The 26,684-nt window shown below is 67.1% G+C and carries 18 protein-coding genes; 7 read left to right on the forward strand and 11 right to left on the reverse strand.

What is annotated here, in order from left to right; all coding sequences use genetic code 11:
• Window positions 1–93: 93 nt before the first annotated feature.
• Window positions 94–3,000, reverse strand: a complete 2,907-nt coding sequence (locus WS95_RS10105) for a hybrid sensor histidine kinase/response regulator (protein ID WP_257139695.1) — start codon at window positions 2,998–3,000, stop codon at window positions 94–96.
• Window positions 3,001–3,198: 198 nt separating this feature from the next.
• On the reverse strand, window positions 3,199–3,978 hold the full coding sequence (locus WS95_RS10110) for a response regulator transcription factor (protein WP_059823671.1): 780 nt from the start codon (window positions 3,976–3,978) through the stop codon (window positions 3,199–3,201).
• A gap of 661 nt (window positions 3,979–4,639) precedes the next feature.
• Between WS95_RS10110 and WS95_RS10115 the strand changes: the two genes are divergently transcribed.
• The 3 genes from WS95_RS10115 (at window position 4,640) to WS95_RS10125 (ending at window position 8,099) form a co-directional block, all read left to right on the forward strand.
• On the forward strand, window positions 4,640–5,419 hold the full coding sequence (locus WS95_RS10115) for a carbonic anhydrase (protein ID WP_059823673.1): 780 nt from the start codon (window positions 4,640–4,642) through the stop codon (window positions 5,417–5,419).
• A 147-nt stretch (window positions 5,420–5,566) separates the two neighbouring features.
• Entirely contained in the window at window positions 5,567–6,394 is an 828-nt protein-coding gene (locus WS95_RS10120) for a hypothetical protein (protein ID WP_257139696.1), read from the forward strand.
• A 394-nt stretch (window positions 6,395–6,788) separates the two neighbouring features.
• Window positions 6,789–8,099, forward strand: a complete 1,311-nt coding sequence (locus WS95_RS10125; protein ID WP_059823734.1) for an MFS transporter — start codon at window positions 6,789–6,791, stop codon at window positions 8,097–8,099.
• 411 nt (window positions 8,100–8,510) lie between these two features.
• On the opposite strand, the gene WS95_RS10130 is transcribed toward WS95_RS10125, so the two are convergent.
• From WS95_RS10130 to WS95_RS10145, 4 genes are all read right to left on the reverse strand, one after another.
• Window positions 8,511–9,221 (reverse strand): outer membrane protein, encoded by a 711-nt coding sequence (locus tag WS95_RS10130; protein WP_059823677.1) that lies wholly within the window; start codon window positions 9,219–9,221, stop codon window positions 8,511–8,513.
• 98 nt (window positions 9,222–9,319) lie between these two features.
• Window positions 9,320–9,943: a response regulator transcription factor gene (locus WS95_RS10135; RefSeq protein WP_059823679.1), complete on the reverse strand. Its 624-nt coding sequence runs from the start codon at window positions 9,941–9,943 to the stop codon at window positions 9,320–9,322.
• Entirely contained in the window at window positions 9,940–11,373 is a 1,434-nt protein-coding gene (locus WS95_RS10140; protein WP_059823681.1) for a sensor histidine kinase, read from the reverse strand. Before WS95_RS10140 ends, WS95_RS10135 begins: the two co-directional genes overlap by 4 nt.
• 12 nt (window positions 11,374–11,385) lie before the next feature.
• On the reverse strand, window positions 11,386–12,240 hold the full coding sequence (locus WS95_RS10145) for an ion transporter (RefSeq protein WP_059823682.1): 855 nt from the start codon (window positions 12,238–12,240) through the stop codon (window positions 11,386–11,388).
• 190 nt (window positions 12,241–12,430) lie between these two features.
• On the opposite strand from WS95_RS10145, the gene WS95_RS10150 reads away from it, so the two are divergent.
• Together WS95_RS10150 and WS95_RS10155 are read left to right on the forward strand one after the other, a co-directional pair.
• Window positions 12,431–16,690, forward strand: a complete 4,260-nt coding sequence (locus WS95_RS10150; RefSeq protein WP_082746893.1) for an ESPR-type extended signal peptide-containing protein — start codon at window positions 12,431–12,433, stop codon at window positions 16,688–16,690.
• A gap of 727 nt (window positions 16,691–17,417) precedes the next feature.
• Window positions 17,418–18,428, forward strand: coding sequence for a hypothetical protein (locus WS95_RS10155; RefSeq protein ID WP_059823685.1), 1,011 nt, complete (start codon window positions 17,418–17,420; stop codon window positions 18,426–18,428).
• Between the two features lie 265 nt (window positions 18,429–18,693).
• Here WS95_RS10155 and WS95_RS10160 read toward each other — a convergent pair whose 3' ends face one another.
• Complete coding sequence (locus tag WS95_RS10160; protein WP_059823687.1) at window positions 18,694–19,503, reverse strand: TlpA disulfide reductase family protein; 810 nt, start codon at window positions 19,501–19,503, stop codon at window positions 18,694–18,696.
• A 545-nt stretch (window positions 19,504–20,048) separates the two neighbouring features.
• Window positions 20,049–21,053, reverse strand: coding sequence for a hypothetical protein (locus tag WS95_RS10165; protein WP_059823689.1), 1,005 nt, complete (start codon window positions 21,051–21,053; stop codon window positions 20,049–20,051).
• A 187-nt stretch (window positions 21,054–21,240) separates the two neighbouring features.
• Between WS95_RS10165 and WS95_RS10170 the strand changes: the two genes are divergently transcribed.
• Window positions 21,241–21,966 (forward strand): class I SAM-dependent methyltransferase, encoded by a 726-nt coding sequence (locus tag WS95_RS10170; protein ID WP_059823691.1) that lies wholly within the window; start codon window positions 21,241–21,243, stop codon window positions 21,964–21,966.
• 43 nt (window positions 21,967–22,009) lie between these two features.
• Here WS95_RS10170 and WS95_RS10175 read toward each other — a convergent pair whose 3' ends face one another.
• Together WS95_RS10175 and WS95_RS33095 are read right to left on the reverse strand one after the other, a co-directional pair.
• Window positions 22,010–23,353 carry a type II toxin-antitoxin system HipA family toxin gene (locus WS95_RS10175; protein ID WP_059823692.1) on the reverse strand — a complete coding sequence of 448 codons (1,344 nt, stop codon included), beginning with the start codon at window positions 23,351–23,353 and terminating at the stop codon, window positions 22,010–22,012.
• 1 nt (window position 23,354) lies between these two features.
• Window positions 23,355–23,618, reverse strand: coding sequence for a helix-turn-helix domain-containing protein (locus WS95_RS33095; RefSeq protein ID WP_082746894.1), 264 nt, complete (start codon window positions 23,616–23,618; stop codon window positions 23,355–23,357).
• Between the two features lie 215 nt (window positions 23,619–23,833).
• Between WS95_RS33095 and WS95_RS10185 the strand changes: the two genes are divergently transcribed.
• On the forward strand, window positions 23,834–25,555 hold the full coding sequence (locus WS95_RS10185; protein WP_059823695.1) for an ABC transporter ATP-binding protein: 1,722 nt from the start codon (window positions 23,834–23,836) through the stop codon (window positions 25,553–25,555).
• Here WS95_RS10185 and WS95_RS10190 read toward each other — a convergent pair.
• On the reverse strand, window positions 25,533–26,570 hold the full coding sequence (locus tag WS95_RS10190) for an aldo/keto reductase (RefSeq protein WP_059823697.1): 1,038 nt from the start codon (window positions 26,568–26,570) through the stop codon (window positions 25,533–25,535). The genes WS95_RS10185 and WS95_RS10190 overlap by 23 nt on opposite strands.
• Window positions 26,571–26,684 lie beyond the last annotated feature (114 nt).

Below are 26,684 nucleotides of genomic sequence, written 5' to 3' on the forward strand. Positions count from 1 at the left end.
CCATCCTAGCGGCAGAAAACGCGTGTGACGATCAGCCCAGTCCGATTTCGGCCGCAAGAGTGTGCGACGGAGAGCGTGAAAGACGCGCGTCGCTCAAGCCGTCGGCGCCGGCGCGGCACGCCGTCGCAGCGCTTCGCGCGCAAGGCGCTCGGTGTCGGCGAACAACGCGGCGAGCGACGCGGTATTGCCGGCGCGCACGGCATCCTGCATGTCGCGCACGGCGTCCGCCACCGCATGTTCGTGAATCGTCGCGAATGCGCCGCGCAGCGCATGCAGCTCGTCGCGCAACGCACGCTGGTCGTCGTGCGCGAGCGCCGTGCGGATCGCCGCGAGCGAGCGCTCGACGCTGTCGGTCAGCAGCACCTGCACGTCCGGCGGCAACGGGCCTTCCGCGAGTTCGACGAGCGCCGACGCACGCGGGCCCGTGATGGCGACGTTCGCGAAACGCCGCACCGTACGGTCGATCGTATCCAGCAGCACGGGCTTCACGAGCACAGCGACGATGCCGGCTTCCGCACAGCGCGCACGCTCGTCGGCGCTCGCATGCGCGGTGCTCGCGACCACGGGCAGGTCGGGATACTGCGCGCGCAGCACGCGCGCGAGCGTATAGCCGTCCATGCCCGGCATGTTGAGATCGGTCAGTACGAGGTCGTAGCGCGTGTCCGCGCAGCGGCGCAGCGCGGCCGCGCCGCCGCCGGCCGCGTCGGCCGCATAGCCGAGCGCGACGAGCTGGCTCTGCTGCAGCGTGCGGTTCACCGGATGATCGTCGACCACGAGCACGCGCGCGGCGAGCGCGGGCAGCGCCGCCGCATCGTCGGCCTCGTCTTTGGGCGCGGCATCTGCTTGGGTCGACGCGCGCAGCGGCAACGTGACGACGAAGGTGCTGCCGAGGCCGGCTTCGCTCTTGACGTCGATCGTGCCGTTCATCAGCGTCGCGAGCCGCTTCGTCAGCGCAAGCCCGAGCCCCGTGCCGCCGAAGCGGCGCGAGATCGACGTATCGGCCTGCGTGAACGGCTTGAACAGCGACGCACGCTGCGCATCGGTCATCCCGATGCCCGTGTCGCTGACGCCGATCGCGACGGGCGACGCGGGATCGGTGTCGTCGCGCAGATAGACTTCGAGCGTGACCTCGCCGCGGCTCGTGAACTTGATCGCATTGCCCACGAGGTTCGCGGCGATCTGCCGGATGCGGGTCGGGTCGCCGACGTAGCGCGGCGCGAGCGCATCGTCGACGACGATGTCGAACTGCAGGCCCTTGGCCGCCGCGAGCGGCTCGAACATCGCGCCGGTCTGGCGGATCGTCTCCGCGAGATCGAACGGAATCGCCTCGATCGTCATCTGGCCGGCCTCGATCTTCGACAGATCGAGGATGTCGTTGATCAGGTCGAGCAGCGTCGACGATGCGCCTTCGACCGTATGCAGGCGCTCGCTCTGCGTGTCGCTCAGCGGCTCGCGGCCGATCAGCTCGAGGTTGCCGAGGATGGCGTTCAGCGGTGTGCGGATCTCGTGGCTCATCGTCGCGAGGAACGCGGATTTCGCATCGTTCGCCGCGTCGGCCGCGCGCCGCGCGTCGTCGAGGTGGCGCTCGATGGCCTTCTGCGACGTGATGTCGGACACGTTGCAGAGCAGCACGTCCGCGTCGCGAAAGCGCGTGCGCACGAGCGTCGCGAGCAGGTCGACCGTGTCGCCCTGCGTGGTCGGCAGCGGCACGTGCAGATCGGGCTGCCACGCGTTCGCGCCGGGCGACCGATCGAAGCGCGCGAACAGGCGCGCGGCGAGCGACGTGTCGCCCGCCGCGCGTGCGTCGTACGCGCGCATCGTGTCGTTCTGCATCAGCACGGTGCCGTCGTCGAGCGACAGCAGCGCGATGCCCGAAGGCGCGGCTTCGACGATGGTGCGGTTCAGGTTCTCGCTTTCGACGATGCGCCGCGTGCGCGCGTCGTCGGGCTTCAGAACCTTGCGGTCGAACAGCACGAGCATCGCCCACGCGAAGCCGAGCGCGATCGTCATCAGCACCGCATACCAGCCGATGCGCCGCGCAAGCGCGCTCAGTACCGAGCGCATCGAGAACGACTGGACGAGCGTCCAGTCGGTGCCGCCGATACGCTGGCTCAACGTGAAGTCGCCCGCCCGATGTGCGGGCTGCGGGCCGTCGGCGCGCACTGCGCGCGCGGCGGCGATCAGCCGCTCGACGACAGCCTCGGCCGCATCGCCGTGTTCCGCGGCGCCGACGCGCAGCACGGGGCGGCCGGCCGAGTCGACGATGATCGCGGCATCGCCGTCGTCCCGCCCTGCGAGCCGTTCGCGCAGCAGGCCGGTCGGGAGTGTCGACACGAACACCATGCGCGGCTGGCCGGCCTCGTACGCGGTGCCGACGAGCCGGAACACGTCGCGCCGCTGGATCGGATCGTAGGCGGGCGCATGCCAGACGTAGCGGCCGGCCGGCGCGAGTTCGAGATCGGGCGCGAGCTTGTCGAGCAAGGCGGCGACGTCGGCGGCGCCGGTCGTGGCCAGCGGGTCGGCAGGCTCGGGCTGCGGGATGACGAGCGCGAAATGGCGATTCGGGGCGTACGCGTAGCCGGCGATCGCACGGTCGGCCTCCTGCGTCGCGACGTACGCGCCGACCCGATAACTCATGTCGCTGGCCATCTCGAGATCGGGGCCGTACGACGCGGCGGGCTGCCCGGGAGACAGGTCGGCGAGGGCGAGCACGGGCGGAAACCGCGGGCTGCCCTGCAGCACGAGGCGGCCATGTCCGTCGGCGAGCTGCGCGGTCAGCACCGGATCCGTCGCGCGCGTGCTCCAGACCGCTTCTTCGTGCGTGACCAGCGTGTCCATGCCGGTCGTGCGCAGGTTGAACTCGAACCGGACGAAGAACTGGCGCGCCGCGAACTGCGTATAGCGCTCCTGCACGTAGTCGCGGCCCATCGCATACAGCAGCGATCCGCTCGCGACGAGCGCCGCGAGCGTCACGCCGATGCCGCCCGTATACAGCAGCATGCGCTGGCGGCGTCCGACGGGCGTGCGGGAAGCGGGACGGCGGCGGTCTGCGGCGGCGCGAGGATCCATCGTGGCACGGGGCGGGCGGATGAGGTTTCGCCATGATAAGCGAGACCGATCGCGGTGCGGGCGTGCCGCGCGGGGGCGCGCCGGTTGCCGATCGCGCGACGAAGGCGTGAAAAAGGGGGCGCGGGGCCGCTAACGCCGTTCGGCGCGATCCTCTTCGGGCCCGGATTCGACGAGTCGATAGCCGAATCCGTAGACGGTGAGCAGCCGCAGGCCGTGCCGTCCGTCCAGTTTGAGGCGGTCGCGCAGGTTCACGATGTGCGTGTCCAGGCGGCGGCTGGTCACCGCGACGAGCGACCCCCAGACGAGTTGGCTCAGGTGGGCGCGCGACAGCGGCCGGCCCAGGTTCATGAACAGCGCCGTCGCGATCTGGAAGTGTTTCTCGGTCAGCACGTGCTCGCGGCCGGCGACGCGGATCGTGCGACTGCCGGTGTCGAACTCGAAGTCGCCCATGCGCCAGCGCCGGTGGCTGGTCGTCCGGTAGTGGGCCCAGCGCAGCCACATCGCGACGCTCGACACGAGCGTTTCGGCGGGAGACGTGTACGGCAGGTACTCGTTCGCACCGGCTTCGAACGCGAGCACTTGCGCCGTTGCGCCGTCAGTCTGGCTGGTCGCGAGGATCGGCATCGAATCCGAGAAGCGCGCACGCAGCGTGCGGATCGCGTCGCTGGCCCGGTAGCACGGCGCTTCGCATTGCACGACGAGCAGGTCGAACGGCCGCAGGTCGCAGGCCGCCAGCAGGTCGGGCAGGTATTCGAAGCGAACGGGACGATAGCCGGCCCGCCGGAGGATGTCGTCGATCCGCAGGCGGTCGTAGCCGTGGCCGGCCCGTCGCAGCCGATCGTCGAATGCATGCCGGGATGGATGGTCGATCGTCAGGATGCCGATCAAGAGCGTCGAGTCGGCGGTCATGTCCGGCGCGTACAGGAAGCCGGCCTGCTGCGCACGCGCGAGTCGGGCGCGGCGGGCCGGCGGGCCTGCATGCGTCGCCGGCTCGCGGCGGCTCGTCCGAAAACGGGGGCGGCGCTGTCGCGGCGCTCGTCCGGCGAGAGGGATGCGGCTTCGATGCGCCCGCGCCGCGCGAAGGGAAGAGTGCTCATGGACGGACTCGATGCGCGCGTGAAAGGCGAATCTCGCGCGAAAAAGATCCCGCCGCGAGGGCGGGATGAATATCGACTATCTATCTCTGGAATGCACGGCATGCCCGGATTCGGGGGAACGGGCATGCCGGCGGAATGATTGTGATGGCGTTGGCGCGTGGCGTGAATCGGCCCGGTCCGAAAATGGCGGGCAGGATGCGTGCGAAGTGCGCATCGAATGCGGCGTACCGGCTTTTCCCGGAGGTATGCGTTCGGCCCCCTCGTCGTCGCCTGTGCGAACGCCGTTGTACGCCGCGTTCGCGACCGCATGTATCGGACTGGGCTGACCGATACCGCGCTCAGTATCGGACCACCGGAAGCGGCATCGTGCGGACAATGCGTGCTGCGCCGCATCGGAACGGTGCGCAACGGAACCGCGAGCAGGCATTCGGCCGCATCGCGTGCTTTTGATCGAAGAACACCCGGTACTCGACATGAACGTGACACGAACCGCGATTACCCGGCTCGTCACCGCGACGCTATGTGCGGTGACGGCGCCGATGCTGCCCGCCCATGCGGCCGATGCCTCTGCGCCGGCGAGCGCTGCGCCGACCGATCATGCATTCGATTACGACCACCAGCGCGACTGGCATCTGGAATCCGGCGACGCGCAGTCGCCGGTGGCGATCGACGCGAGCACGGCCAGACAGGCGACCCGCTATGCCGACGAGAACAACGCGATCGGCATGCATATCGCCGACACGCGCGCGAAGGTGATCGACAACGGCCATACGATCCAGATCGTGCCGGCCGTCGGCAGCGCCACGATCCGCGGGCGCCATTTCACGCTTCAGCAGATTCACTTCCATTCGCCGTCGGAGCACACGATCGACGGTCGCAACTATCCGATCGAGGGACATTTCGTGTTTCGCGCGCAGGACGGGCGTCTGGCGGTCGTTGCCGTGCTTTATCGCACCGGCGCGGAGAATGCGCAGTTCGCGGCCGCGATGGACGCGCTCAAGGCAGGCGATACGGCGAGCCTCTCGTCGTTCCGCGCGGCCGCGCTGATGCCGGGCAACATGAATATCTACTATCACTACCTCGGGTCGCTGACGACGCCGCCGTTGACCGAAAACGTCGAATGGTACGTGCTGGACGAGCCGGTCGAGCTGTCCGCGGAAGACATCACCGCGTTCCGGATGCGTTATTCGCACAACGCGCGGGTGGTGCAACCGCTGAACGGGCGGCCGTTGCTGCGTTACGACGCGAGATAGGCGGTCCGCGTGCCGCAGCCGCTCGAATAGGCCCAGTCCGATTTACTCGGACCGTGTGCGCGGCGATACTCGGGACCATTCATTGACATTACGGGAGAGCGGATCGGCGCGGCACACGCGGGACGATTCGTCGTCGACATCATGAGCATGCAGGACATCACCGGACATTTCGCGTTACCGCTCGCGCGTCCTTACACGGACGTGCCGCCGCCGTATGGACGGCGTCGCAGGCCGTTCGTGAAGAGCAAGCGGCCGACGCCGGGCGTGTTCGATCTGCGTGCGGTGCGCGAGGCGCCCGAGGCGGTGCGCGTCGCATCGGTTCGCGCGACGGATTTCGGTTCGGACAACCGACCGTGGGTGAAGCCGAAGGCGCCGCGCCGTTGGCGGCCGACGCTGCTGGCGCTGATCGCCGGCCTCGCGTTCGGTTCCGTGGGTTTTGCGGCCACGCGGCTGTTCGACACCGGCAAGCCAGCGCCGTCGCCGCATACCGTCTACGAGGCGGCGATTGCCGTTCAGCCGGCGGAGGCGCTCGTCACGACTCCCGCGGCGGCGATCGTGGCGCCGGATGTTCCGCCGCCCGCCGCGGACGATGCCGAGGCAGTCGCAGCACAATCCATGAGCGCAGCGCAGCGCGACGGTCGTGTGGTGGATGCATTACCGACGTCGGCGCCCGCGTCGAAGCCGGCCGTTGCGCGACGCAAGAAGGCAACGGTCGCGGTGCCCGATCGCGCGGCTGCGTTCGGCGGCATCCCGGCGCGCGCGACGGCAACGAAGCCCGCCGCGCCGCGTCAGCAACAGGCGTCGGTCGAGCCGGTACCGAGCGCGGCCGAAGCGGTCGGCATGACGGCTGCAGAGTTTTCGCGCTGGCTCGATGCGACGCGCGAGTCGTCGCGCGCGGCGGCTGCGCCCGCGCCGTCGAATCCCGACGCGTTGCGCGTCGGCCTGACGAATCAGACTCGCTTGACGGATCGCTGAGGGGCGCATCGCGCGGCGTCGCGATCGGAGGCCCCGCACCGAGCCGCGCGTCGCGACAATCACGGAGCGATATGACCGGCACTTGCACACACGATGCATGGCGGTGAGGAAGCGTGCGAATAAAAAATTCGCATCACAGACGAATTGAAGGTCGTCGCGGATTCGGACCAAACCGATTCTCAGCTGATGAACCGTCGTCGACAATGGGCATGCCGGTGGGCGTGGTGGCCCGCCGGTGTCTCCTCGACGCGGAGACCTCTCCTTGACGGCCGCTCTTCCCGGAGCGGCCTTTTTTGTCCGTATCGGCGGACGACGGCGAATGTCCTGCGGCGACGCGGCGAGCGTATCGCATGCACATCGTCATAAAACTTCGAATATTCAAATGGAGGAGCACATGTCGGATCAACACGCGGCATCGAACGTCGCGATACCTCGCGAACCGGCTGCCCCGGCTGCGGCCAGCCGCTATTTCCAGCTCGCGCTTCTCGTGTGTGCGGCGGGCGCGATCTATCCGATGCTGTATCTGCGCCAGTTCTACCAGGACACGATGCTGGATCTGTTCCAGATCTCGCGCGCGCAGCTCGGGTATCTGTATTCGGCACTCGGCACGACGTTCCTCATCTGTTATCTGCCGAGCGGCTGGCTCGCCGATCGCCTGCCGCCGCGCTATCTGATCAGTTTCTCGCTCGTGGCAACCGGTGCACTCGGCGTCGCTTACGCGAGCGCACCGTCGTATCCGGTGCTGATGGTCATCTTCTGCGGCTGGGGCGTGACGACCGGGTTGACGTTCTGGGCCTCGGTGATCAAGCGCGTGAACACGATCGCATTGCCTCGAGAGCAGGGCCGCTTCTTCGGCTTCCTCGACGGCGGGCGCGGGTTGATCGAGGCGTTGCTCGCCACCGCGTCGCTCGCGCTGTTCGCCTGGCTCGTCGATGCACGCGGCACGTCGCATGACGGCGCATTCCAGCAGGTCGTGTTCTGCTACGCGATCGTCTGCGTCGCGCTCGGTATCGTGCTGCTGACCGTCAAGGACGCGAGCGCGGGTACCTCGTCCGCCGCGCCGGCGGACCGGCGTGCGCGGGGCAACCTGCTGCGGGATCTGGCAACGCTCGCGCGCAATCGCTTGCTGTGGGTGTTCGCCGTCATCGTGTTCTGCGGCTATCACCTGTCGTGGGCCACGTACAGCATTTCGCCGTACCTGCAGCAGAAGGGCGTCGGCATGTCGATCGTCGCGGCCGGCTTCATCGCGTCGCTGAAGCTGTGGATGCGCCCGATCGGCGGCATCGGCGGCGGTTTCGTCGGCGATCGCGTCGGCACGCTGAACGTGCTGTGCGCCGCGCTGTTGCTTGCCGCGCTCGCGTTCGTCGCGCTGATCGTGTTTCCGTCGTTCAACCAGGTCGTGCTGCTCGCCGGCGTCGTGATCTTGATCGGTTTGCTGACTTATGCGGTGCGCGGCCTGTACTGGAGCGTACTCGAGCGCTGCGACGTGCCGGCGTCGATCAAGGGGCTCGCGATCGGCGTGATCTCGCTGCTCGGCTATTCGCCGGACGTATTCCTGCCGCTGCTGAACGGCTGGCTGACCACCGAGTATCCGGGCATGCACGGTTACCAGCTGTATTTCGGCTACGTCGCGTGCATGAGCGCGATCGGCGGCGGCGCGTGCCTGCTGCTCAAGCACATGCTCGGAAAGCGCGCCGCGCAGTAGTGGGCACCGCACGCGCGTCGTGCCGATGCACGATGCACGTGCGGATATCGATCATGAAGGGGGAGGAGACGGCTTGGATGCGGGCGCTCGATGCTCGCATGAGGCAGCGTTTCTCTAGAGGTACGGAACATAGCGTCGGACTACATGTGGCCGCGCCCACCGGCCACCATCGAGCACCCGCGTTCAAGCCGTCGCCGGCAGGCGGGGCGCGGCAGACGGAGCGGTTCGCTCCTCCCGACATGCAGCGTCCAGACTGCCATCGACCAACCGTTCCGGTACCGCGCATCGAAAGCATACAAGCCGGCAGGCCGCCGGCCAATCGGACTGGGCTGAAACGATGCGGAAGCGGCTGGCTGCCGCCATTCGATTCGGAATCCCGAGCGACAGGATCGCGCGGTGCTCGCGGGCCGGTCAGAAGCGACCGCGCAGGCCGATGAACACTTCGTTGGAACGCAGCGACGCCTTCAGTTGCTCGTCGCGCGCCGACACGCGGTTCACGAACGTGTTGTAGCCGGATTCGACGTTGCCCATGTCGACGAAGCGATAGCCGACGTCGAGCGTGAAGCGCTTGTTGATCGCATAGCTGATACCCGCGCCGGCCGAATAAGCGAAATTGGTTTGCGTGCGCGACGCGAACTGGCGCGTATCGTTGGTTTGCCAGCCGTCCGCCGACACGATCGCCACGCCGACGCCGGCCGTGCCGTAGACCGAGAAGCCGCGGCCCAGGTCGAAATCGCGATAGCCGTTCAGCATCAGCCGCTGCGACGATACCTGGAACTGGTTCGCGTTGGCGCCGAACGGCGCCCAGTAGCTGACGAAGTTGCCGCTGCGCTTGAACGTGTATTCGCCTTCCGCGCGCCAGCCGTTGCCGAACTGATAGCCGAGGCCGACCGCGCCGGTCACGCGCGACTGGCCGTCCGGGCCGCCGATGCGGCTCGTCACGCGCGGGCTGGTGAGTTCCATGTTGGCGGCGTTGTCGAATGCGCCGACGACGCGGGCCGTCGCGTAGTAGCCGGCGTCGCCGTTGGTCGACGTGCGGGGCGTCGGCTCCGCGGCGTCGGCCAGGGCGGCACCGGAGAACAGCATTGCGAGCGACGACGGAATGACGAAGAGTCGGGACATGAAAGCGTTTCCTTGTAGACGATCGATGAAAACCGTCATCGTAGGAATTGCGCCGGCCGCGCTGTACCCGCTCGCGTACGGATGGCGCCTCCGTAGCGTTACGGAGGCGCCGCGCCGAGCAGCGCCGCGTAGTCGCGCACCAGCTCGACGAGCGAGGCCGCGCCCAGCTTGTCGAGCGCGATCGCGCGATAGGTTTCGACGGTGCGCGGCGACAGCGCGAGCTCGCGCGCGATCTCCTTGTTGCTCAGCCCGCGCACGATGCCTTCGAGCACCTGACGTTCGCGTCCGCTCAATGCGGCGATGCGCTGTGCGCGATGCCGTTCGGCGTCGGCGCGCGCGCGGCGCTCCGCATGACGGCGGAGCGTCTGTTGCACGACGTCGATCAGTTCGTCGTCGTCGGTCGGCTTGCGCAGGAAGTCGACGGCGCCGCGCTTGAACGCGCGGCGGCATGCGTCGACGTTGCCATGCCCGGTAAGGACGATGACCGGCAAGTCGCGCTGCTCGCGCAGACGGTCGAGCGCGTCGAGCCCGCTCATGCCCGGCATGCGGATGTCGAGCAGCACGCAGCCGAGCGCAGCGTCGAGCGCGTCGTCGAGGAACGTGTGTGCGTCCGCGTAGCAGCGGCTCGATAGGCCGACGGTGCGCAGCAGCAGCGCGAGGCCGTCGCGCACGGCTTCGTCGTCGTCGACGATCGCGACGACGGTCGGGTCGGGCGTCGTCATGGCCGGACCTCCGCGAGCGGCAGCGACAAGGTGGCCTCGACGCCGCCCGACGGCCGGTTGTGAACTTCCAGCGCGCCGTTCTGGCGCTGCGCGAGCGTGTCGCAGAGCGGCAGCCCGAGGCCGAGCCCGTGGCCGCGTGTGGTGAAGAACGGCTCGAAGAGGCGCGGCAGCGTATCGGGCGGTATGCCGGGGCCGTTGTCGATCACGCTGAAGCGGTAGTGCCGTCCGGTTCGCTCGCCGCTCACGCGGATCGTGCCGTGCGGCGCACCCGACAGCGCGTCGCGCGCGTTCTGGATCAGGTTGTGCAGGATCTGTTCGACGGCGACGGGATCGGCAAGCGGCTGCGCGCCGGGTGTCGCGTTGTGCCAGCCGAGCGATATCTGCGCACGCGCCAGTTCGTCGCGGTACAGAAGCTGCAGCGCGGACACGATCGCGTCCGGATCGAGCGCGCGGCGCTCGCCGCCGTGCGCCGACGTCGCGGCGACGCGCAGCCGGTCGAGAATCGACGCAGCGCGCTTGGCTTGCGCGACGCTCGTCTGCAGCGCACGCCGGACGTTGTCGCGTTCGGTCGGGAGATCGAGCAACCGCTCGGCGGCGCGCGTGTGCGTGACGATGGCCATCAGCGGCTGGTTCAGTTCGTGCGCGATGCCGGCCGCCATTTCGCCGAGCGTATCGAGGCGGCCGAAGCGGTCGAGCCGCGCGCGCGCATGTTCGCGGCGCTGCGCATCGCGCAGCCGCCACGCGCCGAGTACGCCGGCAACGAGCAGGATCGCGACGGTGTTCCACAGCGCGATCGGCAGCCACGGCAGATCGTCGACGGTCAGTGTGCGCGTCGCGTGCAGTGTCAGCGCCTGGGGCTGGGTCGGCAGGCGCTTGTCGAGCGTCATCGGCCAGCCGAGCGGCGCGGCGGCCGCCGGCCGGTTCAGCACCTCGAACCGGCGCCCCTGCAAGTGCAGCGTGACGGACGTCAGCGACGCGGGCCAGTCGCCGGGCTGGAGCATCGTGCGCGGGTCGATGCGCACGGCCCACCCTGGCGCGGCGACGAGCCAGTAGCGACCGTCGGCCTCGAATTCGAGCGCATAGGGCTTAGCCGTCGTGTTCAGCGGCGGCGGCACACCGGGCGCCGCGCCGTTGGCCGAGTGCCAGCCGCTGCCGGGCCGCCAGCGCGCGAGCCCGGTGAGTTGCGGCATGCGTTCGCGCAGGTCATCGAGCATGTGCGGCGGCACGGTGCGCAACGGCGTGGCGCCGAGCGTGGCGAGCGTCGCTTCCTGCTGGGCCGCTTTCTGGCCGAGCACGCGGATCGCGATGCTGGTGTCCTGGAAAAAGCGGTCGTGCGCGTCGGACACCGAACGCGACAGCACGAGCGCGGTACCGGAGAGGCTCAACGCAAGCCAGCCCGACAGCGCCACGACGCGAGTGGAAATTCTCATGATGCGGCGCGATTACCGGTTCGACGTGCGATGCGTCGCCGGGGCAATCGTATCGCCGGGTGTCGACACGCATGTGCCGCAGTGCGGGCAGGTCGCCGTGTCGGTGCCGCCGGACGCGGCCCGTTGGGCACGACCGCGCTCGAGTGCCGTCGCCACGAGTTCGGCGCCCATGATGCCGGTCGGGAACGCGATGATGCCGTAACCGAGCAGGATCGCGCACGACGTGATCAGCCGGCCGAGCGGCGTGTGCGGCGTCAGGTCGCCGTAGCCCGTGGTGCTCATCGTCACGGCGGCCCAGTACACGCCGACGGGAATGCTCGTGATGCCGTTCTCGGGACCTTCGACGAGGAAGATCACCGTGCCGAGGATCACGACGATCACGAACATGCCGCCGATGAACACGAAGATCTTGCGCCGCGCACGCGCGAGCGCGCGGATCAGCATCTGGCCTTCTTCCAGGTAGATGGACAACCCGAGAATGCGGAACACGCGCAGGAGCCTGAGCAGGCGCACGTCGATCAGCGCATGCAGGCCCGGAAAGAAGAAGGCGAGATAGGTCGGCAGGATCGACACGAGATCGACGATGCCGAAGAAGCTGCGCGCGTAGGCGGCAGGCTTCGGCGCGGTGAGGAGCCGCACCGCGTATTCGACGGTGAACAGCAGCGTGAACGCCCACTCGGCCGCGTACAGCGCCTTTCCGTAAGGCGCATGCAGTTCCTGGACGCTGTCGGCCATCACGACGAACACGCTCGCGACGATCAGCGCGAGCACGGCGATGTCGAGTCCGCGGACGAAGCGGGGATGACGGGCGGCGTCGCGGATCGCGGCGCGCACCGTCCGGCGAAGGGGGGCGGTCGATAGGTTCACGCGTCGGAGTCTACGAGCCGTATGACGTCAATCCAATCGGACCAGTCTGATTCGATTCGACCGGCGCTGCGCAGGCGCCGAGCCGGTATCCGACCATGGGGCCATATTGCTTTAGGACTGGTCTGATCGAACCGAAAGCACCGAAAAAATACAGTGATTTCCAACGGATCAAACCATCTTTGGAGTCACCATGAACAAAGCACATCGCACTCTCTTCAATACGGCCACGGGCACTTACGTCGCCGTCTCCGAGCTTGCAACGGGCCGGAAGAAATCCGGTGGCCAGCGCGCGCTGGTGCGCAGCGCGATCGCCTTGGCAGTGGTCGCACTGAGTCTGGGCGCGTCGCACGTCTTTGCCGCTACGACGGGGGCAGACGCCTGTACGACGGCTGACGGCCAGCATGGCGTGCTCGGCGAAGCGGGTGTGTGTGCGGTGCCGAATACCGGGTCGATCGGATCGGTCGGCACCATGGGTTCCATCGGCACCACGGCCGCACTGGACGACGCGTATATCAAGGTATTGCCGGCGACGACGGGCGGAACGGCTGCCACCGCATCGGGTACGGCCGCCGTCGCGATCGGGAATGCAGCGGTCGCGAACGGCACGTCGGTGCTGGCGTTCGGATCTGCCGCGACCGCAACCGGCACCGGTTCGATGGCATTCGGCCGTTTGGCAAGAGCGACCGGCGGCACTTCCGCGACCGCCATCGGTAACGATTCGACCGCGAGCGGCACGTCGGTGCTGGCGATCGGCTCCTCCGCGACCGCGACGGGCACCGGTGTCGTGGCACTCGGCCGACTTGCCACCGCAACCAGCGACAACAGCACCGCGTTAGGCAACCAGACGTCGGTACTGGCCACGGGCGGCGTTGCGCTGGGCACGCAAGCCGGCGTCTCGGCGGGCGCCACCAATTCCGTTGCGATCGGCAATCATGCGACCGTCGACGCGAACGTCACGAACGCAATGGCGCTCGGTACGAATTCGAACGCGACGCGCAACGACACCATTTCGGTCGGATCCTCGACGAAGCAGCGACAGATCACCAACATGGCCGCCGGCACGCAGGACACCGACGCCGTGAACGTGTCTCAGCTTGCGCCCGTCGTGACCGCACTCGGCGGCGGCGCGGCGATCGATCCGACGACGGGCGCCGTGACCGGCCCGACGTACGATCTCGCGAACGGCGGCACGCAGTACACCGTCGGCGATGCGCTCGGTGCACTCGACGGCGAGCTGACGAGCGCAAAGCGCGATATCGCGACGCACGCGGCCGACATCACGAACATCAACAGCAAGCTGAACGCAGCCGTGACCGACGACTACGTGAAGATCAACACGGTGGCGGCGCCCGCGCAGGCCGTGGCGGACTCCATTGCGATCGGTGGTGCCGCGACGGCAATCGGTACGTACTCGGTCGTGGTCGGCCATCGTGCGGCGGCGACCGGCAATAACGCCACCGCGCTGGGCGTGGACGCGGAAGCATCCGGCGAATCCAGCCTGGCACTGGGCAAGGGCGCAACGGCAGCGGCGCATTTCTCGTCGGCCATTGGAGTCGGTGCGACCGCGTCGGGCGACCAGTCGGTCGCGCTCGGCATCCGCTCGGTCGCGGATCGCGACGCTACGGTGTCCGTCGGTTCCGCGACGCTACAGCGCCAGATCACCAACATGGCCGCGGGCACGGAAGATACCGATGCCGTCAACGTCGGCCAGCTGAAGGGCGTCGCCGATGCGATCGGCGCGGGCGCGGGCGTCAACGCAGACGGCTCGATTTCGGCGCCGAGCTTCACGGTAGGCGACGGCAATGGCGGCAAGCAGACGTTCGACAACGTCGGCGACGTGGTGACGAATCTCGACGGCCGCGTGACGACCAACGAAAGCGATATCGCGAAGCTCGCGGACCAGATCGGCAGCGGGACGACGGGGCTCGTCCAGCAGGCCGCAGCCGGTGCGGATATCACGGTCGGCGCGAACACGGACGGCGCAGCGGTGAACTTCGCCGGCACGACGGGCGAGCGCAAGCTGACGGGCCTCGCGAACGGCGATATCGCGGCAGGAAGCACCGACGCCGTTACGGGCGGCCAGTTGTTCGCCACGAATCGCGACGTCGCGAAGAACGCGTCCGATATCGCCGATCTGGGCAGCGACGTGTCGAATCTCGGTACGCAAATGACGAGCATCGACGGTCGCGTGACGCAGAACGAAACGCATATCTCGAAGAACACGGCCGACATCGCCGATCTGGGCAGCGACGTGTCGAATCTCGGCACGCAGGTGACGAACATCGACGGTCGTGTCACGCAGAACGAGGCGCATATCTCGAAGAACACGACCGACATCGCCGACCTGGGCAGCGACGTGTCGAATCTCGGCACGCAGGTGACGAACATCGATGGTCGTGTCACGCAGAACGAAACGCACATCTCGAAGAACACATCCGACATCGCCGATCTGGGCAGCGACGTGTCGAATCTCGGCACGCAGGTGACGAACATCGACGGTCGCGTGACACAGAACGAAACGCATATCGCGAAGAACACGTCGGACATCACGTTGATCAACGATCAACTGGCCGAGCTGTCGGGCGGCACGATCGGCCTGGTGCAGCAAGCGGCGGCAGGCGCGGATCTGACGGTCGGCGCGAACACGGATGGCGCGGCGGTGAACTTCGCGGGCACGGCCGGCGAGCGCAAGCTGACGGGGCTCGCGAACGGCGACGTCGCGGCAGGCAGCACCGATGCCATCACGGGCGATCAACTGCATGCGGTCGCCGTCGACGTGACGCATCTCGATCAGCGCGTGACGAACAACGAAACGTCGATCACGCAGATCCGCAGCGAGATGAACAACGGTTCGATCGGTCTGGTCAAGCAGGCGGCGGCGGGCGCGGACCTGACGGTCGGCGAGGGCACGGACGGCGCGGCGGTGAACTTCGCGGGCACGGCCGGCGAGCGTAAGCTGACGGGCCTCGCGAACGGCGACGTCGCGGCAGGCAGTACCGATGCCGTCACCGGCGATCAACTGCATGTGGTTGCCGTCGACGTGACCCATCTCGATCAGCGCGTGACGAACAACGAAACGTCGATCACGCAGATCCGCAGCGAGATGAACAGCGGTTCGATCGGTCTGGTCAAGCAAGCGGCGGCAGGCGCGGATCTGACGGTCGGCGCGAACACGGATGGCGCGGCGGTGAACTTCGCGGGCACGGCCGGCGAGCGCAAGCTGACGGGTCTCGCGAATGGCGACGTCGCGGCAGGCAGCCACGACGCCGTTACGGGCGATCAGCTCCACGCGACCAACGAGGCCATCGCGCAGAACGCGTCGGACATCGCGGACAACCGCACGAAGATCACGAACATCAACAACCAGCTCGCGACGGGCCAGCTCGGCCTCGTTCGTCAGGACCAGACGACGGGCGCGATTACGGTTGCCGCGAACTCGGGCGGCGCATCGGTGAACTTCGCCGGCACGAACGGTGCGCGCACGCTGTCGGGCGTCGCGAACGGCGTGAACGACGACGAAGCCGTGACGCTCGCCCAGTTGAAGGCATCCGGGCTGGTCGACAAGGACGGCAAGGAGCTCGGCGCGGTGGTGTACGACGATCTGTCGCTTGCCAGCGCGACGCTCGGCGGCACGAACGGCACGGTCCTGCGCAACGTCGCGCCCGGGCTGATCGCGTCGGGCAGTATGGACGCGGTGAACGGCGGCCAGTTGTACGACATGCGGCAGGATTTCGAGAACCGGTTCGCGGGTCTCGGCGACCGCGTGTCCGACCTGGAAGCCGGTGGGGGGCCCGGCGGCCCGGGCAACGGTTCGGGCGATTTCGATCCGTCCGGCAGCGGTGCGGGCAGCGTTCAGCTCGGCGCGGGCGCCGACGCGGCGGGCAGCAACAGCACGGCGATCGGCAACAGCGCGAGCGCAACGGCTGGTGGCAGCACGGCGATCGGGCAAGGCTCGATGGCATCCGGCGAGAACAGCACGTCGCTGGGGCACGGCTCGAACGCATCGGGCAGCGGCAGCACGGCCGTCGGCCAGAACGCGAACGCGACGGGGAACAATTCGGTCGCACTCGGCGCGGGCTCGACCGCGGATCGCGACAACGCGGTATCGGTCGGCAGCGCGGGGGCGGAGCGGCAGATCACGAACGTCGCGGCGGGTACCGCGCCGACCGATGCGGTGAACGTGCAGCAGATGAACAACGCCGCGCACAGCGCGCGTCAGGATGCGATGGGCGGCGTAGCGGCGGCGATGGCAGTCGCCGGCCTGCCGCAGTCGACGCAGCCCGGCCGCACGTTCGTGGCGATGGCCGGCAGCACGTACGGCGGCGAATACGGCTCGGCGCTCGGTGTGTCGTACATGACGCGCGACGGCAAGTGGACGATCAAGGCCTCGGCGAACACGAGTAGCCGCGGTACGGTAGGCGCGGTCGTGGGTGGCGGGTTCTACTGGTAAGCGACACGCATCTGACGGGCGGCGGCGCCGTGCCGCTGTCCGTGAGCCGACTCGCGCCACGGGCGATGGGCTGTGCGACTGCTTTTCAGCCGCGAGGCGACCGGCTTGGGCCATGTGCGATTCGACGAATTCGCGATTTCGACTCGCAGGTTCAAATCGCTTCGCTTGGCGACGCACGTATGTGACGAGTGCCATCAACGGCTGATTCAGGGCGTGTGCGATGCTGGCCGCCGGGACTCCGAGCATGTCAAGCCGGCCAAGGCTGCCGCAGGCTCGCGGCGATCGGCGTCGTGGCAGCGCAGTTGAAGGTCCGAATGGCGTACTCGGCGAAACGAACGTATGCGCGGTGCCGGACTGCGGCTCGACAGGGCGCGATGGCTCGATCGACACGAGCGACACGACCGACACATGTGTCGAGGTACGGCCGGCAGCGGTGAACGGAGTGGCTGCTACCGCATCCGGGAAGCGGCGGTCGTGATCGAGAATGCGGCGGCAAACAGAGGTGTCGCGCCTGGAATCGGATCAGGCCTACATCCGTTGCGCATTGTCGTCACGCAGTCCGATGTCCGCGCGAGTCCCCAATCTTCAATATTTATGTTTCGCGACCGGCACGAGACGAGCTCGCTCCGCAGGCGACGGTCGTCCGGTACGTATCCCGCCATTGTTTTGTGCGTTGTCCGCAGGATGCCGGAAGGAACGCCTTCACCACGACAGAACGAGAACCGACATGACTCTTGAAAAAATTCGGCCCGCAGCACTGGCCTCCCTGCTGGTCCCGTTGATTGCCGCTATTCCTCTTTCGGCGCACGGCCACGTCAAGTGGTTCAGCGAATACGACGTAAAAGCCTCGCCGCTCGCTTTGAGCGAGCTTGCAACTTCCACGTTGTTCTTGACGTTGTTTGCGGCAAGCTTGGTCGCCGTGCTGATCGTAATCGCAATCGATCGCAGGCTCTCAATGCCGTCGAGCATCGCGCGGCTCGAGCATGCCGGCGAACGCTACGCGAGCGGTTTCATGCGCGCCGCGGCGGCGGTGTTCTTCGTCTCGTTGCAACTGGCGGGTGTCGATGTGCTCCTGACGCCTGAGCTCGCATCCGCTTCCCCGTTCGTTTCCGTATTGCACTACGCCATCGCCGCGTTGGTGCTGTTCGAAGCGTCGGCCTGGCTCGGGGGCGTGGGAATCATCGTGCTGTATGCAATGGGCGTGAGTCAGTACGGCATATTCCATATGCTCGACTACGTGATCTTCATCGGAATCGCCGCTTTCCTGATTCTTGTGTCGTTGTTTCGCGGTGAGCGCATCAATCGGGCGTTGGCGGTACTGCGACTCGCGACGGCATTTTCGCTGCTCTGGGGCGCCATCGAGAAATTCGCGTATCCGAGCGGTTTTCACCAACTGTTCGACGAATACCCGTATTTGAGCTTCGGGCTCGATCAGACCTTCTTCCTTTGGAGCGCTGGCTTTGTCGAGTTCGTCTGTGCCTATCTGCTCATCGCGGGGCGTCTGTCGGCAAAAGGCAGTTGCGCGGTGCTGCTGTTCTTTTTCGGGATTGCCGTCATTCCGTTCGGCATGGTCGATGCAATTGGCCATTGCATGTTCGCGGCCTCGCTGATCGTATTGCTGTCTAGCCGTAACGAAACCGGCGCTGCCTTCCGCCGATTCGGAAACATCGGTCGTTTTGTGGGCAGTATGGCACTCATGTTCGGGACGTATTACACATTGCAGACTGCGTTGGCATAAGTCGGCGCGAGCATGTGGCTCGCATACCGGAACAGCATGCCAGTGAGATGCGTGGCTGGGGGATCCGTTCGCGGTTCATCGCGCATTCCGACACGCAATAGGCGTACGTCGAGCACTTGACGAGGGCGTCGTAGCTGGCATTCAGCGGCTGTTCAGGCGTGCATTGCTCGCGGTTTCGGTGTGAGAAGGCCGCCAGATATTGTCCGTGATCGCATGCGGGACAGCCCTGTCCGCACGGTGCAGTTCGCTCGTCTGCGGGCGCTCGTCAAGGGCCGAAACGTTGCGCGACGACGTCCTTCAGCCGCGCAGCGGTCAGCTCGCCCATGTGCGATTCGACGAGTTCGCCTTTCGCGTCGAAGAACAACGTGGTCGGCAATCCGCGCGAGCCATACGCGTGCATCGCGTGCAGCGAGGGATCGAGCAGCACGTGATCGAAGTGCAGGCCCTGCTGCTCGAGGAACGCGCGCACGGCTTGCGCGTTTTCCCCCTGGTTGAGCATCAGCACCGTGATGCCCTGGTGGTCGCGCTGCGCCTGTTCGAGGATCGGCATCTCGCGGCGGCACGGCGCGCACCACGTCGCCCACAGGTTCACGACGACCGGCTTGCCGACGAAGCCCGCCGGCAACACGGGCGTCGAATCGAGTGCCTGGAGCGGCATCAAGGCAAGCGGCGGCGCGCTGCGCTGCAATGTCGCCAGCGTGCCTTGCGCGATGCCCCACGCCCCGAGGCCCGCGACGATGCCGGCCAGCACGGGCCGACGCAGCGCGGGCAGGCGGTGCAGGCGCCAGCCCGCGAACGCCAACGCGGCTGCGATACCGATGCGCGCGTCGAAGCCGCCATCGCCGAGCGCGACGATCGCACGTGGCGACGTCGCATAGTCCGGCCACCATTGCGCGACATAACCGACGCGCGCGGCAAGCAACCCGAACAGCAACACATCGAGGATCAGACTCGATGCGCTCTTGTGATGCCCGTCGGGAGGACGGCGCTGGATGAAGCGCGCGACGAGCCACGCCAGCAGCGCGGCGACGGCTACCGCGACGACGCGGATCGAGAACGGACCGATGCTCAGCATGAGAGAGGAAAAATGGACGTGATCGAGCGGGGCAGGAGACGGGATCGTCCGCCGCGGCGACGAAGCCGTCGACGGTCGTGCGGCGTTTCGACCGGTTGCCGGGTCCAGGGGTTCCCTTCGAGAACGTAACGGCGTGTTGCCGCTCGTGATACGCGCGCGGGTCGCTCGGGGCTGCGTGACGTTCGCGCCACCATGCAGCGAATCGGACCGGTCCGATGGTCAGCGGCATGTTGTTCATCAACAATACGCAGGCCGGTCTGGTGTGGTGTCCGCCGGTATCCCGTTTAGGGATCTCTCCTTGACGGCCGCTCCGCTCGCGAGCGGCCGCTTTTTCATCGTCATGCGCGCGCGCGTGAATGCCTTGTGGCGGTCGGTGGGCGCGGCCGCGCTCCGGTGCATATCGGTTGATTCAACGGAATAGGAACGCTGCCAGATGCGAGCACAGGGCATTCACTCGCGCGTGACGCGAACGATGCGGAAGATGGCCGCTGCGCGCCATGCGTTCGCCGTTCGCCGCTCGTTTCGTTCGCGCGAGAGGTCCGTCGTTACCGGACGTTGCTCGATCGCGCTCCACCAAGCCGATACGCGGTAAAGAATTCGTACCACGGCGTTCCCAGCGCGACCGGCACGCCGAGTGCCGCCGTTCGCTGTTTCAGCGCACCGAATACGTCGTCGATGAGCATATCGAGCGTCCTGTCGCCAAATGGAACCGGTTGCGTTCGCCCCGCAGCGAACGCGCCATATGCGATTGCTAGCAGGCGTGCGCGGTCGTCGATTGTCGCGATCGTCGCGTTGATCGTTTCGACGAAGCGCGGCCGGTCTTCATCGCGCGCCGCGGACAGGCACAGGAACACGAGCGCCGAGAGTTCATGGCGGTCCTGCACCCGCAGCAGCGCAGGCAGCCGTGCGACGATGCGTTCGACCGGCTCCTCGCGCAGCGCGTCGCCGAAATCGAGCACGGCGGTCATCGGGTTCGTTTCCGCTTTCACGCGATCGAGCGCCGGTGGCGGGGTCGGCGACGCACCGTCCTGCACCGCAGCAGGCGCGGACCGCAACGCGTCGGCCACCTGCTGCGTCCACTCGGGAAAGATCATCCGCACGTTGCCGAACTGCTCGCCGCCTTCCGCAGCCGGGTTCCACCGATAGACGATCGTGCCGCCGCGAATGAACGGCGAATACAAATGCTCGGGCGTTTGCGGCGGCGGCCGCCGGTTGATCGGCAACCACGCGAGCGTGAGCCAGTCGTAGCGGCCAGTGGCGGGCACCGATGGGCTCGAACTCGCGACGACCTGCCACGTGCCGCGATTCGCATAGCGGCGGCGCGCGTCGGGTACCGCGACGGTCCGGCCTTTCGCGGTGTCGAAATACGTCGTGCCCGTGACGCTCGCGCCGCTGTCCGCGGCCGGCGTGATGGTCGAGATGACCCACGACGCGCCGTCCGCCGAGCGGTAATCGGACCGCTTCAGCGTCGCGACGTCGTGCACCATGCGCGTTTCCGCCGCAACGGGGCTTGGCGGGGCATCGGCAGGCGCGGCGAAGATACTCGGCATGGGTTTTCCTCGGAATCGGGTGCGCATCGTCGAGCGTGGGCGGCGGCGCGGGTGGTGTTCTCGCCACTGTAGAACGTCGCGACCGGAAACGGAAACTGGCCAAACGGGGTAATCGGTGCACGTTGTGCGCCGCTTCGGCTTACCATGCGCATCCTGAGCCAACGACGCATACCGGGTGGGAGCACGCATGACCGACACGAAACCCATCACCGCGCACTGGACGCACGTCGCCGCCCAATGGATCGACTGGGCCGGCAAGCCGGGCCACGATGCGTTCTGGAAGTACCGCGAGGGACTGGCCGCGTACATCGGCCGCGGCACCGGCGCCGCGCTGGAGATCGGCTGCGGCGAAGGCCGCGTGAGCCGCGAACTGAAGGCGCTCGGCTACGACGTGACCGCGAGCGACGCGGTGCCCGCGATGCTCGACGCCGCGCGTCGCGCGGATTCCGCACATCGCTATCGGCTGGCCGACGCGGCCGCGCTGCCGTTCGACGCGGCCGGCTTCGATCTCGTGATGGCGTACAACGTGCTGATGGATCTCGACGACATGCAGGGCGCGTTGAACGAGGCGCGCCGCGTGCTGAAGCCCGGCGGCACGCTGTTCATCTCGCTCGTGCATCCATTCCGCGATCGCGGCGGCTTCGCCGGGCCGCAGCCCGATGCGCCGTTCGTGCTAACGGGCAGCTATTTCGGGCGCGAGCATTTCGACGGCGTGGAAACGCGCGACGGGCTGTCGATGCACTTCGCGGGCTGGTCGCTGCCGCTGCAGGCGTATATGGAGGCGCTGGAAGCGGCCGGGTTCGCGATCGTGTCGCTGCGCGAGCCGCCGCCCGATCGCGTTGATACGGATCAACTGAAGCAGTGGGCGCGCGTGCCGCTGTTTCTGTGGATCAAGGCGCGGCCGGTGGGGTGAGAGAAGGCCGGACTTGTTCCCGTAGGCTGTCCCTGGACGGGTGTCAGTTTCCCTTGCCGTGATTTGCGAGCAATTCCGAGCGGCCAATGACCTCTCTCGCGCTTTCGGCCCGATCTGCGTCCGGGAAACCGGCGGCCTCGATGATCGGCGTGAGCGCTTTGAGCGCCACCTGGGGTTTGGCGCTACGGAGCGATCCCATCCCTTCGTTCCATGCGTGCAGCATCTGCTTGGCTATCCAATGCCACCGCGTCTCGTTTTTTGCCGCTTCGACGATATCCTTCCCTGTCGATACGGCCGAGTCGCACAGCGCCTCGACCATTTCGCGATATCGCTTCGGCGGGATGCCGAGGCGAGTGTTGAAGAAACGTTCCAGCGTCTTCCCGGGCACCCACGTTTTGCGACCCTCAACGCTCAGTCCGGGAGGATTGTTCGCGAAGCGCGGGTAGGCCGCGGTGGTGACGATGTCGTAGGCGGGCGTGTAGACGACGTCGTCGATGTTCGAGTAGAGAAGCGCGATGTTCTTGGCGTGGCAGTCCGCGTTGCGCACGACGTAGTTGGCGATGAGCTGCCAGCCGAGCTGCTCGGCCTCTCGTCGCCAGTTGGCGGCGCCGATGTAGGGCTTTGTCGCGTTGAGAACCTGTTCGGTTGACGGGCGGTACTTTTCATGCGGAGGCAGGCCAAGCAGGCTGCAAGCGTCCTCCAGGCCGAACGCCGGTTTGCCTTGTTCGTCGATGTCGAACCGGTCGACGACGAGTACGCGGCCGTCGTCCGACATCGTGGTCTTCGCGACTCGAGCGACGTCGAGTCTTGCCAGCACCTGCATCGAGTAATGCTCGTTGAAACCAAGATAAGGCGTTTGTTCGTCGGATCCCTTGATGATGTGTCGGCTCGTGCGTAGCGTTTGCTTGCCTATCGGTGCCCGAGCCGACGGGAGTTCGGGGGCAAGGAATTTGGGTACGGCGCCTGAAATTGCCGCGCGCGCGTAGTACCGTACAAGTTCCGCAAAGCGCGCGGTGGTGATGTCCTCGTGCAGCAGGCTTTTCAGGTCGAGCGGGTCTAGTTCGCCGCCGGGTTCGCCGTCTTCGGGCGCGACGGTTACCCGGCCGATGCCGGCGCCGCCGATGATGGCCAGAAGTGAAAGGTCCGTTCCGTCGAGATAGGGGCCGAACTCTTCGCGAATCACTTGAAAGAGGAACCCTTCCGGCAGGTTCTGCCGGAAGAAAGGATGCAGATCGCGAGGCCAGACCCAGGCATCGTTGCGAACGGGCATGGTCAGACTGGCGAAATCGGAGGCACTCGCATCCGCCATGTAACGCAATGCATAGTCGTCCGCCTGGCGGTAGAGGTGGGCAACGAGTTTGCCTTTGACGTATATGTGAAGGCGCATGTCACGCGTCTCCCATCGCGCGCTGTTCGGCCAGCACGTCGTCCAGCGTGCGCCCGTGTCCGCGCTTGACCGCGCGCAGATCGTATCCTGCAGCCTCGAGGAGGCGAACGAGCGCAGAGACGCTCATGTCGCCTCGGGCAAGCGTTTCCATGCGTGCAAGCGTCGTGCGTGCGACACCGGCATGCTCGGCCAGTTCTTTCTGTGAAAGACCTGCTGCGTGGCGAGCGTCTTTCAGCATCGCTCCGACATCGGCAAGTGTAGTCATTTGTAGCCCCTGGGCATCAGGAATTGCCAAGCTGGTTCTTATTGTAGCCCCTATGCTACAAATTGACACGTTGAAATTGTAGCCCCAGAGACACATAAATTCGCCAAAACGAAAAATGTGTATCTCTGGGGCTACTGCGGAGGCCAGCGCGATTCTGTTAGACTTTTTGCCCGCCTGTCGCCATCCGGGCCGCACCGCGCCCGGTCCTTCGCGCCATGAACGCACACCATGCACCGAATCCGATCACCGAGGTCCTGCAGGCCTACTGGAAAGCCGACCGCTGGATGTTGCTGGCGGTGGCGGTGGTCGTCGTGCTGTCGAGTACGAGCGCCGTTGCCGTGCCCTATCTGTTCTCGCGCCTGATCGATGCGCTGTCGCATCGCGGCGCGCTCGGCGTGCTGCTCCCCGGCTTCCTGCTCTATGCCGTCCTGCTGGGCGTCTCGAGCGCGTTGCAACGCGTGGTGCAGTACCTGGCGTTCATGAGCGCGGAAAATCTGGGATTCGTCCTGAGCACGCGCTTCTTCGCGCGCATCCTGAAGAAGACCACGGCCTTCTTCGTCGAACACAATCCGGCGGAAATACAGAACGCGAACGCGCGCGGGCGTTCGTCGCTGGCGGTGCTCGTGCAGCTCGGACTCATGGGCCTGATTCCCGGCGTGCTGCAGATCGTGCTGACGCTCGTGACGCTCGGCGCGCTGATCGATCTCGACGTGGTGGCGATCGCCGCCGCGTACGGCGTGGTCGCGGTGGCGATCGCAATCGTGTCCGCGCGCCGCTCGCGTGCGTTCCTCGATCGTGCGGTCGAGGCCGGACAGGAGAATGCACGGTTCGTCGGCGGCGCGATCAACGCGATGGAAACGCTCCGGCATTTTGGCAGCCACCGCTGGATGAACGCGCGTTTCGCGGACAAGGCGCGGATCGTGCGGGACAACTGGCGTGCTTATGTGGCGCGGCACGTCGGCTATCTCGCGCTGCTGGGCCTCGGCCTCGCCATCCAGTTCGCCGTGACGTTCTGGCTGCTTCTGCCGCGTCACGCGGCCGGCATGCTGTCGATCGGCGACATCGTGCTGTTCAACACGCTGCTGCTGCAGCTCAATCAGCCGTTCGACATGGTCGCGCGGGCCATCGACGAAATCGCGCGCGCCCGGGCGACGCTCGTGCCGTTCGCGGCGATGTGGGCGGCACCCGAAGAGCGGCAAGTGTCGCATGCGTCGACGTTCGTGCCGCGCGAGGGGCGCGTGGTGTTCGATCACGTCGGGTATGCGTACGGCAACGGCCGCGGCGTGACCGACGTCGACTTCATTGCCGAGCGCGGCGCGATCACGTTCGTCGTGGGCGAAACGGGGTCGGGAAAATCCACGGTGTTCAAGCTGGCGCTGAAGTCGATCGAGCCGACCGCCGGGCGCATTCTGGTCGACGGCGTCGATCTCGCGGCGATCGACCGCGCCGACTGGTACGGCGCGGTCGCCGTCGTGCCGCAGGATGTCGTGCTGCTGAACGAAAGCCTGGAGGACAACATCCTGCTCGGCCGGCCGCGCGACGAGCGGCGCTTGCGCGAGGCGGCCGCGAAAGCGACGATCCTGCCGTTCATCGAAGGGTTGCCGGACGGTTTTCGGACCACCGTGGGCGAACGCGGGCTGAAGTTGTCGGGCGGCGAGCGCCAGCGCATCGCGATCGCGCGTGCGCTGTACGGCGAGCCGACCGTGCTGTTTCTCGACGAGGCGAGTTCCGCGCTCGACGAAGCGACGGAGCGCGACATCATGGAGCACGTGCGGCTGCTGGCTCGTGACGTGACCGTGATCGCGATCACGCACCGGCACTCGGTCATCGGCGCGGCCGACACGGTCGTGCGGCTCGGCGGGGCGGAGGTGCCGGCGTCGCGCGACACGGCTATCTCGAGCGCGCCGTCGCCGCTTACCCCCGCATCGGCGGATTGAGCCGCGCGAACGCTGCCTGCCGGCGATACGGAAAGTACGGATAAGGCGCTTCCACCGCGCTCGCCGCGTCGAGCGTCGCGACCTGCGCATCGGTCAGCGCCCAGCCGACCGCGCCGAGATTCTGGCGCAACTGTTCCTCGTTGCGCGCACCGACGATCACCGACGACACGGTCGGGCGCTGCAGCAGCCAGTTCAGCGCGATCTGCGGCACCGTCTTGCCGGTTTCCTCCGCGATCGCGTCGAGCGCATCGACCACGTCGTACAGTCGTTCGTCGTCGACCGGCGGCCCGTAGCCGGCCGTTTCATGCAGGCGGCTGCCTTCGGGCAGCGGCGCATTGCGCCGAATCTTGCCGGTGAGCCGGCCCCAGCCGAGCGGGCTCCACACGAGTGCCCCGAGGCCCTGGTCGGCGCCGAGCGGCATCAGGTCCCACTCGTAGTGGCGGCCGACGAGCGAGTAGTAGATCTGGTTCGCCACGTAGCGCGACCAGCCGTGCCGGTCGGCCACCGCGAGCGACTTCATGATCTGCCAGCCGGCGAAGTTCGACGCGCCGATATAGCGGAGCTTGCCTGCGCGCACCAGATCGTCGAGCGTCGCCATCACTTCCTCGACCGGCGTGCGGGCGTCGAACGCGTGCAGTTGCAGCAGGTCGATGTAGTCGGTGTCGAGACGGCGCAGCGCGTCGTCGACGGCGCGCACCAGCCGCGCGCGCGACGTGCCCGCGTCGTTCGGGCCGTCGCCGGTCGGCAGGCCGGTCTTGGTCGAGATCAGCACCTGGTCGCGGCGTCCCTTGAGCGCAGCGCCGAGCACGCGCTCGGACGCGCCGTCGGAGTACACGTCCGCCGTGTCGAACAGGTTGACGCCGGCGTCGAGGCAGATGTCGATCAGGCGGCGCGCTTCGTCGACGCCGGTATTGCCCCATGCACTGAACAGCGGGCCGGCGCCGCCGAACGTGCCGGCGCCGAAGCTCAGGACGGGAACCTCGAGGCCGGAGCGGCCGAGCGTGCGATATTCCATGGGCGTTTTCTCTCGTCGTGTGAGCGCGGCACGGCCGCGCGTCGATCGTCAGGCCACCAATGTATCGTTTGCGCCTTTTCCAGATAATCCCGAAGATGTCGAAAATATCCTTCG

It is taken from the genome of Burkholderia sp. MSMB1826 (genome assembly GCF_001526325.1).
Classification (GTDB): Bacteria; Pseudomonadota; Gammaproteobacteria; order Burkholderiales; family Burkholderiaceae; genus Burkholderia.